General features: G+C 69.2%; 6 protein-coding genes. 4 read left to right on the top strand and 2 right to left on the bottom strand.

Translation table 11 applies throughout. The annotated features are described in order from the left end of the window. Window positions 1-30: 30 nt before the first annotated feature. From B7D75_RS15550 to B7D75_RS15535, 4 genes are read left to right on the top strand one after another with little or no spacing between them, the layout of a single operon-like run. Window positions 31-8,166: an Ig-like domain-containing protein gene (locus B7D75_RS15550; protein WP_107114199.1), complete on the top strand. Its 8,136-nt coding sequence runs from the start codon at window positions 31-33 to the stop codon at window positions 8,164-8,166. Further along, on the top strand, window positions 8,166-9,443 hold the full coding sequence (locus B7D75_RS15545; protein WP_003153546.1) for a TolC family protein: 1,278 nt from the start codon (window positions 8,166-8,168) through the stop codon (window positions 9,441-9,443). The genes B7D75_RS15550 and B7D75_RS15545 overlap by 1 nt, the downstream gene beginning before the upstream one ends. Next, a complete protein-coding gene (locus B7D75_RS15540) occupies window positions 9,433-11,604 on the top strand; it encodes a type I secretion system permease/ATPase (protein ID WP_043104503.1) in 2,172 nt (723 codons plus the stop codon). Before B7D75_RS15545 ends, B7D75_RS15540 begins: the two co-directional genes overlap by 11 nt. Continuing rightward, window positions 11,594-12,781, top strand: coding sequence for an HlyD family efflux transporter periplasmic adaptor subunit (locus B7D75_RS15535; protein WP_012076116.1), 1,188 nt, complete (start codon window positions 11,594-11,596; stop codon window positions 12,779-12,781). The genes B7D75_RS15540 and B7D75_RS15535 overlap by 11 nt, the downstream gene beginning before the upstream one ends. 105 nt (window positions 12,782-12,886) lie before the next feature. On the opposite strand, the gene B7D75_RS15530 is transcribed toward B7D75_RS15535, so the two are convergent. After that, on the bottom strand, window positions 12,887-13,465 hold the full coding sequence (locus tag B7D75_RS15530; protein WP_107114198.1) for an HD domain-containing protein: 579 nt from the start codon (window positions 13,463-13,465) through the stop codon (window positions 12,887-12,889). An 88-nt stretch (window positions 13,466-13,553) separates the two neighbouring features. Beyond that, window positions 13,554-14,108 carry a helix-turn-helix domain-containing protein gene (locus B7D75_RS15525; RefSeq protein WP_034082653.1) on the bottom strand — a complete coding sequence of 185 codons (555 nt, stop codon included), beginning with the start codon at window positions 14,106-14,108 and terminating at the stop codon, window positions 13,554-13,556. Window positions 14,109-14,215 lie beyond the last annotated feature (107 nt).

Genomic DNA, 14,215 nt, shown 5'->3' with positions numbered 1-14,215 from the left:
GGTCGCTGCTTGACAAGAGGAATGTCGGAAATGACGATCCAGGCGAAAGTTACCTCCATCGATCAAAGTATTTCTTCTGCGGCTGCCGTCGAAATACCGGAAAACGGGATCATCCATCTATCCCAGAGCAGCAATGTCGCGCTGGACGTCGCGCCGGACGCGGTGGCGGGATATTCGAAGAGCGGTTCCGACCTGATCGTCCAGCTCAAGACCGGTGAAACGGTCCGGATCGCCGACTTCTACGCCGAAGGCCAGCCCTCCAGCCAGTTGTTCCTGGCCGACAAGGACCAACTGGTGGCGGTGGACCTGCCTCCGGTGGCCGCCGACGGGCCGCTCATGGCCGGCTACATCCCGCAGGAAAGCTTCGCCGGCTTCGAGTCGCTGACCGGCGCCGGGCTGCTCGGTGGCATGAGCGCCGGTACCGCGCTGTTGATCGGTGCCGCGGTGATCGGTGGCGGCGTGGCGCTTTCCAACAGCGGTGGCGGCGGCGGTGGGGGTGGCGGCGTACCGCCGGATACCACGCCGCCGAAGGCCGCCAGCGGGCTGAAGGTTGCCCCCGACGGCAGCGGCATCAGCGGTCAGGCGGAGGCCGGCGCGAGTGTCGGCATCGATACCAGTGGCGACGGCAAACCGGACATTACGGTGATCGCCGACTCCAATGGCAATTTCACCGCGCCGTTGAACCCACCGCTGACCAATGGGCAGACGGTCACCGTGGTGGTCACCGACCCTGCCGGCAACGCCAGCCCGCCGGCGCAGGTCGTCGCGCCGGACACCACTGCGCCGGCGCCGGCCACCGGGGTGCAGGTCGCACCGGACGGCGGCAGTGTGATCGGCAAGGCCGAGCCGGGCGCCACCGTCGGCGTCGACAGCAATGGCGACGGCCAGCCGGATACCACCGTGGTGGTCGGTCCCGACGGCAGCTTCGAGGTGCCGCTGAACCCGCCGCTGACCAATGGCGAGACGGTGACGGTGGTGGTCACCGATCCGTCCGGCAACGTCAGCCCGCCGACCCAGGCCACCGCGCCGGACACCACCGCGCCGGCGCCGGCCACCGGGGTGCAGGTCGCACCGGACGGCGGCAGCGTGATCGGCAAGGCCGAGCCGGGCGCCACCGTCGGCGTCGACAGCAATGGCGACGGCCAGCCGGATACCACCGTGGTGGTCGGTCCCGACGGCAGCTTCGAGGTGCCGCTGAACCCGCCGCTGACCAATGGCGAGACGGTCACCGTCGTGGTCACCGACCCGGCCGGCAACAGCAGCACTCCGGTCACCGCCGAAGCACCCGACTTCCCCGATGCGCCCCAGGTCAATGCCAGCAACGGCAGCACCCTCAGCGGTACGGCGGAAGCGGGCGTGACCCTCGTGATCACCGACGGCAACGGCAATCCGATCGGCCAGACCACCGCCGATGCCAACGGCAACTGGACCTTCACTCCCGCTAGCCAACTGCCGGATGGCACCGTGGTCAACGTGGTGGCCAGGGACGCCGCCGGCAACAGCAGCCCGGCGACCTCCATCACCGTCGACGGCGTGGCGCCGAGCGCGCCGGTGGTCGAGCCGAGCAATGGCAGCGAGCTCAGCGGGACCGCCGAGCCGGGCAGCAGCGTGACCCTGACCGACGGCAACGGCAACACGATCGGCCAGGTCACCGCCGATGCCAACGGCAACTGGACCTTCACTCCGTCCACTCCGCTGCCGGACGGCACCGTGGTCAACGTGGTGGCCAGGGATGCCGCCGGCAACAGCAGTCCGCCGGCCAGCGTTACCGTGGATGCCGTCGCGCCGGCCACGCCTATCGTCGATCCGAGCAACGGTACGACCCTCAGCGGGACCGCCGAGCCGGGCAGCAGCGTGACCCTGATCGACGGCAACGGCAACCCGATCGGCCAGGTCACCGCCGATGGCAGCGGCAACTGGAGCTTCACGCCGAGCACGCCTTTACCCAATGGTACCGTGGTCAACGCCACGGCCACCGACCCGTCCGGCAACGCCAGCGCGCCGGCCAGCGTCACCGTGGACGCCGTGGCACCGGCTACGCCAGTGGTCAACCCGAGCAACGGCACCACGCTCAGCGGCACCGCCGAGCCAGGCAGCAGCGTGACCCTGACCGATGGCAACGGCGCCCCGATCGGCCAGGTCACCGCCGACGGCAGCGGAAACTGGAGCTTCACGCCGAGCACAGCGTTGCCCAACGGCACCGTGATCAACGCCACGGCCACCGATCCTTCCGGCAACACCAGTCCGGGAGCCAGCACCACCGTGGACTCGCAGGCCCCGGCCGCGCCGCTGGTCGACCCGAGCAATGGCACGACCATCAGCGGGACCGCCGAGCCGGGCAGCAGCGTGACCCTGACCGACGGCAACGGCAACACGATCGGACAGGTCACCGCCGATGCCAACGGCAACTGGACCTTCACTCCGTCCACTCCGCTGCCGGACGGCACCGTGGTCAACGTGGTGGCCAGGGATGCCGCCGGCAACAGCAGTCCGCCGGCCAGCGTTACCGTGGATGCCGTCGCGCCGGCCACGCCTATCGTCGATCCGAGCAACGGTACGACCCTCAGCGGGACCGCCGAGCCGGGCAGCAGCGTGACCCTGACCGACGGCAACGGCAACACGATCGGACAGGTCACCGCCGATGGCAGTGGCAACTGGACCTTCACCCCGACCACGCCTTTGCCCAACGGCACCGTGGTCAACGCCACGGCCACCGATCCGTCCGGCAACGCCAGCGCGCCGGCCAGCGTCACCGTGGACGCCGTGGCACCGGCCACGCCAGTGGTCAACCCGAGCAACGGCACCACGCTCAGCGGCACCGCCGAGCCAGGCAGCAGCGTGACCCTGACCGATGGCAACGGCGCCCCGATCGGCCAGGTCACCGCCGACGGCAGCGGCAACTGGAGCTTCACGCCGAGCACAGCGTTGCCCAACGGCACCGTGGTCAACGCCACGGCCACCGATCCCTCCGGCAACACCAGTCCGGGAGCCAGCACCACCGTGGACTCGCAGGCCCCGGCCGCGCCGCTGGTCGACCCGAGCAATGGCACGACCATCAGCGGCACCGCCGAGCCGGGCAGCACGGTGACCCTGACCGATGGCAACGGCGACCCGATCGGCCAGGTCACCGCCGATGGCAGCGGCAACTGGAGCTTCACGCCGACCACGCCGCTGGCTGATGGCACCGTGGTCAACGCCACCGCAACCGATGCCGCCGGCAACACCAGCGGGCAGGCCAGCGTCACCGTGGACGGCGTGGCGCCGGCCACGCCGACCGTCAACCTGAGCAACGGTAGCAGCCTCACCGGCACCGCCGAGCCGGGCAGCACGGTGACCCTCACCGACGGCAACGGCAACCCGATCGCCGAAGTCACCGCCGATGGCAGCGGCAACTGGACCTACACCCCGAGCACGCCGATCGCCAATGGCACCGTGGTCAACGTGGTGGCCCGGGACGCCGCCGGCAACAGCAGTCCGCCAGCGACGGTGACCGTCGACTCCAGCGCGCCGCCGGCGCCGGTGATCAACCCGAGCAATGGCACGACCATCAGCGGCACCGCCGAGGCCGGCGCCAGCGTGACCCTGACCGACAGCAACGGCAACCCGATCGGCCAGGCCACCGCCGATGGCAGCGGCAACTGGTCGTATTCCCCGGCTACGCCGCTGGCCAATGGCACGGTGATCGTCGCCACCGCCACCGACCCGACCGGCAACACCGGGCCGCAGTCCGCCACCACCGTGGACTCGGTGGCGCCACCGGCACCGCTGGTCAACCCGAGCAACGGCGCGACCATCAGCGGCACCGCCGAAGCCGGAGCCAAGGTGATCCTCACCGACGGCAACGGCAACCCGATCGGCGAGACCACCGCCGATGGCAATGGCAACTGGTCCTTCACCCCGGGCACGTCGCTGGCCAATGGCACGGTGGTCAACGCCGTGGCCCAGGATCCGACCGGCAACACTGGCCCGCAGGGCAGCACCACGGTGGACGCGGTGGCCCCGGCCGCGCCGGTGGTCAACCCGAGTAACGGCAACGTCATCACCGGCACCGCCGAGCCGAACAGCACCATCACCCTCACCGATGGCAACGGCAACCCGATCGGCCAGGTCAGCGCCGACGGTGGCGGCAACTGGACATTCAGCCCCGCTTCGCAACTGCCCAACGGCACCGTGGTCAACGCCACCGCGACCGACGCCGCCGGCAATACCAGCGGGCCCGGCAGTACCATCGTGGATACCTCGCTGCCGTCGATCCCGCAGGTCGATCCGAGCAATGGTTCGGTGATCAGCGGCACCGCCGATGCCGCCAATACCATCATCATCACCGACGGTAACGGCAACCCGATCGGCCAGGTCAGCGCCGATGGCAGCGGCAACTGGTCGTTCACACCAGGCATTCCGCTGCCGGACGGCACCGTGGTCAACGTGGTGGCGCGCAGCCCGAGCAACGTCGACAGCGCGCCGGCGGTGATCATCGTGGACGGCGTGGCGCCGGCCGCGCCGGTGGTGGAACCGAGCAATGGCACGGAGATCAGCGGTACCGCCGAGGCCGGTGCGACCATCATCCTCACCGACGGCAACGGCAACCCGATCGGCCAGACCACCGCCGACGGCAGCGGCAACTGGAGCTTCACGCCGAGCACGCCGTTACCCAATGGCACCGTGGTCAACGCCACGGCCACCGATCCCGCCGGCAACACCAGCGGTCCGGCCAGCGTCACAGTCGATGCCGTCGCGCCGCCTGTGCCGGTCATCAATCCGAGCAACGGGGTGGTGATCAGCGGCACCGCCGAAGCCGGAGCCAAGGTGTCCCTCACCGATGGCAGCGGCAACCCGATCGGCGAGGTCACCGCCGATGGCAGCGGCAACTGGGCGTTCACTCCGTCCACCCCGCTGGCCGATGGCACGCTGGTCAACGCCGTGGCCCAGGATCCGTCCGGCAACACCAGCGGTCCGGCCAGCGCCACGGTGGACGCGGTGGCCCCGGCCGCGCCGGTGGTCAACCCGAGCAATGGCACGGTGGTCAGCGGTACCGCCGAGGCCGGTGCGACCATCATCCTCACCGACGGCAACGGCAACCCGATCGGCCAGACCACCGCCGACGGCAGCGGCAACTGGTCGTTCACCCCGGCCACCCCACTGGCCAACGGCACGCTGATCAATGCCGTCGCCGAGGATGCCGCGGGCAACGCCAGTGGCCCGGCCAGCGCCACGGTGGACGCGGTGGCCCCGGCCGTCCCGGTGATCGACCCGAGCAACGGCAGCGTGATCTCCGGTACCGCCGAAGCCGGCGCAACGGTGATCCTCACCGATGGCGGCGGCAACCCGATAGGGCAGGCTACCGCCGACGGCAGCGGCAACTGGAGCTTCACCCCGGCTACGCCGCTGGCCGATGGCGCGGTGATCAACGCCGTGGCCCAGGATCCGGCCGGCAACACCAGCGGTCCGGCCAGCACTACGGTCGACGCGGTGGCCCCGGCCATCCCGGTGGTCACCCCGAGCAACGGCAGTGTGATCGCCGGTACCGCGGAGGCGGGGGCCAAGGTGATCCTCACCGATGGCAACGGCAACCCGATCGGCGAAACCACCGCCGACGGCAGCGGCAACTGGAGCTTCACCCCGGCTACGCCGCTGGCCAATGGCACGGTGGTCAATGCCGTGGCCCAGGACACCGCCGGCAACACCAGCGGCCCGGCCAGCACCACGGTGGACACGGTGGCCCCGGCCACCCCGGTGCTCGATGCGAGCAATGGCACGGTGATCAGCGGTACCGCCGAAGCCGGCGCCACGGTGATCCTCACCGACGGCAATGGCAACCCGATAGGGCAGGCCACCGCCGATGGCAGCGGCAACTGGAGCTTCACCCCGGGCACGCCGCTGACCAACGGCACGGTGGTCAATGCCGTGGCCCAGGACGCCGCGGGCAACACCAGCGGTCCGGTCAGCACCACGGTGGACGCGGTCGCCCCGGCCACGCCAGTGATCGCGCCGAGCAATGGGGTCGAACTCAGCGGTACCGCCGAGCCCGGCGTCAGGGTGATCCTCACCGACAGCAACGGCAACCCGGTCGGCCAGACCCTCGCCGACGGCAGCGGCAACTGGAGCTTCACCCCGGGCACGCCGCTGGCCGATGGCACGGTGGTCAACGCCGTGGCCCAGGACCCGGCCGGCAACACCAGCGGCCCGGCCAGCACCACGGTGGATGCGGTCGCCCCGCCCACGCCGGTGATCAACGCCAGCAACGGCAGCGTGATCACCGGCACCGCCGAAGTTGGCGCCAAGGTGATCCTCACCGACGGCAACGGCAATCCGATCGGCGAAACCACCGCCGACGGCAACGGCGACTGGACGTTCACCCCGGCCACCCCGTTGGCCAATGGCACGGTGGTCAACGCCGTGGCCCAGGACCCGGCCGGCAACACCAGCGGCCCGGCCAGCACCACGGTTGACTCGGTGGCGCCATCGGCGCCTTTGCTGAGCATCAGCGCCGACGGCGCGCTGCTGACCGGCACCGCCGAGCCGAACAGCCAGGTGCGTATCGTGGTCAACGGCGATACCGCCAACCCGATCACGGTCACCGTCGACGGCGCCGGCAACTTCAGCCTGCCGTTCGCGCCGCCGCTGATCACCGGCGAACTGATCGCCGGGGTTGCCGTCGACGCCGCCGGCAACGTCAGCGGGCCGGCGACGATCAACGCGCCGGACCTGGCGCCGCCGACCATCAGCGTGCCGGAGGCCGCCGATAGCTGGATCAACGCCGCCGAGATCGGCGATGGCATCCAGGTCGACGTCGCGGTGCGCCCGACCATGCAGGCCGGCCAGGTGATCACCGTCAAGTTCGCCGGACAGAACGGCTACGAGGCCGAGGTCAGTCATACGCTCACCGCAGGCGACATCGCCATCGGCAACGTGACCCTGACCCTGTTGCCTCCCAGCGGCCAGGGAGCGTTCCCGGAGGGTGCCTCGACCGTCACCGCCGACATCGACGGCGGCACCGCGTCGAATACGGTGAGCTTCACAGTCGATACGGTGCCGCCACCCGCTCCGGTACTGTCGCTGGTGGGCAACATCCTGACCATCTCGACGGAGCCGGGCTCCGAGGTCACGGTAGAGGTGAACATTGGGGGAGCCGTGGCGACGGTCACACTGACGGCCGACAATACCGGGCTTGCCTCGCTGGACCTGTTGACGGGCCTGGATATAGACCTGAGCTGGGACCAGTTGCTGAACGCCCAGGTTTCGGTGAAGGGCGAAGATCTGGCGGGCAACCCCAGCCCGGTGGCTTCCATTGGCGTCGGGACCAACATTCCGCAGCCGGTGACCATTGGCAACTTCGGCCTGGATGTCGCGCTGCTGCCGCCGACCTTCGGCTTCAGCGGCGATACCGCCCCCAACTCCGGACTGGAAGTGCGCGTGGTGACCCCGGCGGCGAACGTGACCGTGCCCTTGACGGCGGATGCGTCCGGGCATTTCGCTTTGAACCTGCTGGATCCGGCGCTGTTGCTGCAACTGGGCCTGGGGAGCATCACCGATCTGCTCAACCTCGGCTCGCAGCTGTCGTTCAATGTCGTCGCCATCGACAGCAACGGCAACGACAGCGCGTCGTACGGGATCACGTTGAGCGGTTCCGGGGTCGGTCTCAATATTGGCCAGATCGACGTCAATGGCACCAGCGGGGATGATGTGCTCTCCGGTGCCAACGGCAGCTCCGAGCACATCAATGGTGGTGCCGGCAGCGACCTTATCCTCAACGTCGGCACTGGCGACCAGGTACAGGCGGGGGATGGCAACGACACCATCCAGATCACCGCGACCGACTTCGTCAGCATCGACGGCGGGAACGGTTTCGACACCCTGCTGCTGGCCAACGGCATCGACCTCGACTACAACGCCGTCGGTGTCGGCACGCTCAGCAACCTCGAGCGTATCGATCTGGGCAAGGGTGACGGCGGCAGCGTGCTGACCCTTACGGCGGCGGAGGTGGACGTCATCACCGATGCCAGCAACACCCTGCAGATCACCGGTGAAAGCAACGACACGCTGAACGTGAGCGGCGCGGTGAACACCGGTACCACGCAACTGATCAACGGCATTACCTACGACGTCTATACCTTCGGCAGTACCACCCTGCTGGTCGAGGACAACACGGTACAGGTCGTGGTCTGATGCGCGGGCGCCGGCAGTACGCGCGCAAGGGACGGCGGTGCGGGAAGGGAGCCATCTGGCTCCTTTCCCTGGGCCTGCCGATGTTCGCGCCGGCCATGCCCCTGGACCAGGCGGTCAGGGCAGGGCTGGCGATCCACCCGGAAGTACGATCCGCGATGGCCGAAGCGGACCGCGCAGGCACCGAGGTGGAGATGGCCAAAGGGGGGTACTACCCCTCCGTCACGATGTCCGGAGGGCCGCAGGAGTTCGACTTCGGCGAGATCGTCTACGATCTCACCGCGTCGCAGATGCTGTACGACTGGGGGCGGGTGACGAGCAAGGTGGACAGCGCCAGCGCGACCCAGCGCAAGCTGTCCGAGGCGGTGCTGGTGGCGCGCGACGACGCGGCGCTGGACATCGTCGAGACCTATCTCGACGTGCTCGCCTCGGAGCGCCGGGTCGAGGCGGTACGCGCGCACATCCAGCGCCTCGACGGCATCCGCGAGATGACCCAGGCGCGCGGCGGCGACGGCTATGCCGACCGCAGCGAGCTGGACCGCGCCAACCTGGAGCTGGCGCGTGCCCAGGAACAGCTGTCACTGGAAAAGGGCAACCTGCAGGACGCGCGCAACCAGTACGCGATCCTGGTCGGCCAGGAGCCTGCCGACCTGGTGGAGCCCGAGCCGATGTCGCTGCAACGCTACCTGGCGGCCAGCGATATGGCGCGGGTGATCCGCGAATCGCCTTTGCAGCGCAAGGCCCTGGAGGACGCCAATGTCGCCGAGGCCGAGGTCCGCGAGGCCAAGGCCTCTCTGCTGCCGCAGCTGAACCTGGAGGCCAGCGCGCTGCGCCGGGAGATCGGCGGACATCCGGAGAGCGACTCGGTGGTATCCCTGCGCTTCCGCATGGATACCTTCCAGGGGCTTTCCAACTTCCGCCGGCCGACCGCCGCGCAGCAGCGCCTGGAATCGGCGAAATGGACCGCCGACGCGATGCAGCGCGACATCCGCCGGCAACTGCAGAACCTCTTCGACAACGGCGACACGCTGCGCTGGCGGGAACAGTCGTTGACCCAGCAGGTGACCGAGTCGGAGCAGGTCGGCGAGCTCTATCGCGAGCAGTTCGAGGTCGGCCGGCGCGACGTGATCGACCTGCTCAACGTGCAGCGCGAGCGCTTCGAGGCGGAGCGGCAACTGATCAACCTGCGTATCGAACGCAAGCGCATCGAGTATCGGGCGGCCGCGCAAGTCGGCCTGTTGGGTCCGCTATTGGAGAACCGGCTGAATCATGGAAGCTGAGAAAACCCCGGATAACGTCGTGATCCTCAACCACGACCCCGTCGTCGACCCGTTGCGCCAGGGCCTGTTGCTGCTCTGCCGGCAGCTCGGCCGGCCGCTCGGCGACGCCGAACTGGTGGACGGCATGCCGCTGGAACACGGCCGCCTGCCGTTGCACCTGGTGGCCCGCGCGCTGCGCCGGGCCGATATCACCGCCCGGGTCGAGCGGCAGCCGCTGCGGCGGATCGACGCCTACCTGCTGCCGGCCCTGCTGTTGCTCGACGATGGCGGCAGCCTGGTGCTGGTCGGCAACGACGGCGAGCACGCCGAGGTGCTGGTGCCGCAGAGCGACGGCGGCCGCGAACGCCTGCCGCTGCGCGAGCTGGAGGCGCTCTACAGCGGCACGGCGATCTTCGCCAAGTGCCGCTACCGGCCGGACGGGAGGGTTGGCGACTATGCCAGCGCCTTGCCCGAACACTGGTTCTTCGGCCCGCTCAAGCGCCTCTGGCGCTCCTATGCCGAGGTTACCGCCGCGGCTCTGATGGCCAACGTCCTGGCGGTGGCCTCGGCGCTGTTCGCCATGCAGGTCTACGACCGCGTGGTGCCCAACGCGGCGTTCGACACCTTGTGGATCCTGGCCAGCGGCGTGGCCCTGGCGATCGTCCTCGACGGCGTGCTACGGATCATGCGCGGGCATCTGCTCAACGTGCTCGGCAAGCGCCTCGACCTGCAGCTCTCGACCCTGTTGTTCTCCCGCGTACTGAGCACGCGCATCGCTGCCAAGCCGGCGTCGATGGGCGCCTTCAGTACCCAGGTGCGGGAGTTCGAGTCGGTGCGCGAGTTCTTCACCTCGTCCAGCGCGGCGCTGATCAGCGACCTGCCGTTCGTGGCGATCTTCCTGCTGATCATCGCGCTGATCGGCGGCCACGTGGTATGGGTGCCGCTGGTGGCCTGCGTGCTGATGGTTCTGCCGGGACTGCTGACCCAGCGCCTGCTCGGCCACCTGTCGCGACAGAACCTGCGCGAGGGGGCGATGAAGAACGGCGTGCTGCTGGAAGCCTTCGAGCATCTGGAGACGGTCAAGGCGACCCGCGCCGAGGGTCGTTGCCTGCACCAGTGGGAAAGCCTGACCGGCGAGCTGGCCGGCACGGCGATGAAGACCCATACCCTGGCCTCGACCCTGAGCTACCTGGCGAGCATCGTCCAGCAACTCTGCTACGTCGGCGTGGTGGTGTTCGGCGTCTATCGGATCAGCGAGGGCGCGATGACCGTCGGCGCCCTGGTCGCCTGTTCGATCCTCGCCTCGCGGGCCATCGCGCCGCTGTCGCAGGCGGCCGGCATCCTCGGCCGCTGGCAGCACACCAAGGTGGCGATGGAGGGCCTCGACCAACTGATGAGCGCCGAGCAGGAGCGGCCCAAGGGCAAGCGCTTCGTGCACAAGGAGCGCCTGCTGGGAAACTATCGCCTGGAAGGCGTTCGCCTGGCCCACGGCGACAGTCCACCGGTGGTCGACGTGCAGGCACTGGGCATCCGCGCCGGCGAGCGGGTGGCGCTGCTCGGCGGCAACGGCGCCGGCAAGTCGACCCTGCTGCGCCTGCTCAGCGGCCTGCTCGACGTGCAGTCGGGCCGCCTGCTGCTGGACGACGTCAGCCTGACCCAGATCGACCCGGCCGACCGCCAGCGTGGCATCGGCTACCTGCCGCAGGACGTGGCGCTGTTCCATGGCAGCCTGCGCGACAACCTCAACCTGGAGAACGCCGCGCTGAGCGATGAGGAGCTGCTGGGGACCCTCGACGGGGTCGGCCTGGGCGCCTTCGTCCGCGGCCACCCGCTGGGCCTGGACATGCCGATCCAGGGCAACGCCAGCCTTTCCGGCGGCCAGCGCCAGGCTGTCGGGCTGGCCCGGGTACTGCTGCAGGATCCGCCGATCCTGCTGCTCGACGAGCCGACCGCCGCCTTCGACCAGACCAGCGAGAAGCAGGTCATCGACTACCTGCAGCAATGGCTGGGCAAGCGCACCCTGGTCATCACCACCCACAAGAAAAGCATGCTCGCCCTGGTCGAGCGCGCGGTGGTCCTGCGCCAGGGCAGGGTGATCATGGACGGCCCGCTGGAACAGGTGGTGCAGGGCAACCAGGTACAGGCGCCGCAGGCCGCCGAAGGAGGCAACCATGGAGTCTGAGCGCAATGCCGCCGCCCTGCGCCGGCAACTGGCCGACCCGCTGCTGGCGGCTACCCATCCGGTCTACCGGCCGCTGCTCTGGACCCTGCTCGGCTGCGTGCTGCTGTTCATCGGCTGGGCCGCCTGGGCGCAACTGGACGAGGTGACCCGCGGCGATGGCCGGGTGGTGCCGTTCAGTCGGATCCAGAAGATCCAGAGCCTGGAGGGTGGCATCCTCGACCGCCTGCTGGTGAAGGAGGGCGACCTGGTGGAAGTCGGCCAGCCGCTGGTGCGCCTGGACGAGACGCGCTTCCTCACCAACTTCCAGGAGTCGGCCAACCAAGCCAGCGTGCTGCGCGCGGCCATCGCCCGGCTGGATGCCGAGGTGCTCGGCAGGAAGAGCATCGAGTTCCCGCCGGATGTCGATCCCGACGGGCCGCTGGCGCGTTCCGAGCGCGAGCTGTTCAAGTCGCGGCGCGACAAGCTGCTGGAAGGCAGCCAGGCGATCCAGCGGCAGATCCACCTGGCGCAGAGCCAGCTCGACCTGGTTCGCCCGCTGGTGGCCAAGCGCGCGGTGAGCCAGATGGAGGCGCTGAAGCTGAGCCAGGACATCGCCACCCTCAGTGGCAAGCTGACCGAACTGAAGAGCACCTATTTCCAGGACGCCTACACCGAGCGCGCGCAGCGCAAGGCCGACCTCAGCGCCCTGGAACCGATCGTCCAGCAGCGCCAGGACCAGTTGCGCCGCACCGAGATCCTGTCGCCGGTGCGTGGGCGGGTGAACACCGTGCTGATCAACACCCGCGGCGGGGTGATCCAGCCCGGCGAGCCGATCATGGAAGTGATCCCGGTGGAAGAGCGCCTGCTGGTGGAGGCGAAGATCAAGCCGCGCGACGTGGCCTTCCTGGTGCCCGGCATGCCGGCCAAGGTGAAGATCACCGCCTACGACTACACCATCTATGGCGATCTCAAGGGCACCCTGGAGCAGATCAGCGCCGACACCATCGAGGAGGACACCCCGCATGGCAAGGAGTCCTACTACCAGGTGCTGATCAAGACCGACGGCAGCCAGTTGAAGCGCGGCGAGGAGGTATTGCCGATCATTCCGGGGATGGTCGCCGAGGTGGACATCCTCAGCGGCAAGCGCAGCGTGCTGAACTACCTGCTGCGCCCGCTGATCAAGGCGCGCCTTTACTGAAGCGTGCAGGACAGCTCCCGCTCGGTGGAAACGTGCCAGCCGCTTCCCTGTAGCCATGGCGAGCTACGTAGGCGGTGGCGCTGGTAACGCTGCCCGGGGCGCACGCTAGGCGTCGCGCCGAGCCGCGAGGCGCTGTCGGGTCCTGGCGTCGAGTAGCTCGCGCAGGGCCTTGAACAGCGGTGCGCGGTCGGTATAGCGACGGCCGTAGTCGAGGTTGAAGGCATAGTCGAAGTCCGCCGGATTGTCGCCCTGGGTGTGCTGGAGCAGGGTTTCCAGCTTGTCCAGGGCCTTCACTGCCAGGGCTTCGGCGGACTCGCCGCGCTCGTATTCATCCCACAGGGCGAGCAGGCGTTCGCGCAGCGGCGCGTCGAGGTGACGAGTCAACTGCAACAGGTCGGCGCGTTCCTGTTCGCCCTTGTCCGGGTGCGCGGCCTGCTCGACGGCCGGGATGTCGCCGTGGATCGCTTCGCCGAGGTCGTGGACCACGCACATGCGTAGGACCTTGCCGAGGTCCAGGCCGGCCAGTTGATCCTCGAAGGCCAGCGCCATCAGGCACAGCCGCCAACTGTGTTCGGCGGTGCTTTCCGGGCGACCGGAAGACGTATGCGCGGAGCGCAGGACATCTTTCAGGCGTTCGGCTTCGCTGAGGAAGTCGAGGCGGTTCTTCAGCAGTTCGAGGGACATGGCAGGGGCTCCGCTACGGATGAAGCGAGCCTGCAAGCCTAGGCGCGGGGACGCCGGCGGTCCACGGATAAAATATCCGCGGTGCCGTTCAGAGGGTTTCCACCAGCCGCACCGCGCGGCCGTCGGAGAGCGTCAGGCGGGTCCAGCGGCAGCGGCTGCGCCGGATCGGCACGATGGTCGAGGCGTTCGTTCCGCTGGCGAACTCCAGCGCCGGCGGCGCCAGCAGCTCGCGCCAGCCGAGGTCGTCGAGGGCGGCTTCCTGGCGGAGGATCTCCTCGCTGCAATACGGCCACAGCGAACGGCCGAGCAGGTCGCCGAGGGGGACGGCGAATTGCGCGGCGCGCGCCGGCGAGCAGGCCAGCAGGCGGTGGGTGAGGTCGCAGATCAGATGCATCGGCTGCGGGCTGCCATCGACCAGGCGGGCCAGCGCCCGGTCGGCGGCGGTCTCCAGGCGGGCGCCGAGGAGGGTTTCCAGGCGCGTCCGTTCCTCCGCTCGCAGCGCCTGGGCGCCGGATTCCCAGCGCGAGATGGTCGACTGGGCCACGCCGAACAGCTCGGCGGCGTGCGCCTGCTTGACCCGGTGCAGCAGGCGCCAACGGCGCAGGGCGGGGCCCAGGGACGAAGAAGGAAGAGGCTCGGTCATGCTTGGCTACGCTGGCGAATGGACGTCGAAGTCTGCGCCCGACGCCGGGCGGAGGCAAATCGGCGCGACGCCGGGGCGACCGGCGTGGTCGGCGGCGGTCCCCGGAT

The organism is Pseudomonas paraeruginosa, assembly GCF_003025345.2.
GTDB lineage: Bacteria > Pseudomonadota > Gammaproteobacteria > Pseudomonadales > Pseudomonadaceae > Pseudomonas > Pseudomonas paraeruginosa.
This window is presented reverse-complemented; position numbering and strand designations above follow the sequence as displayed.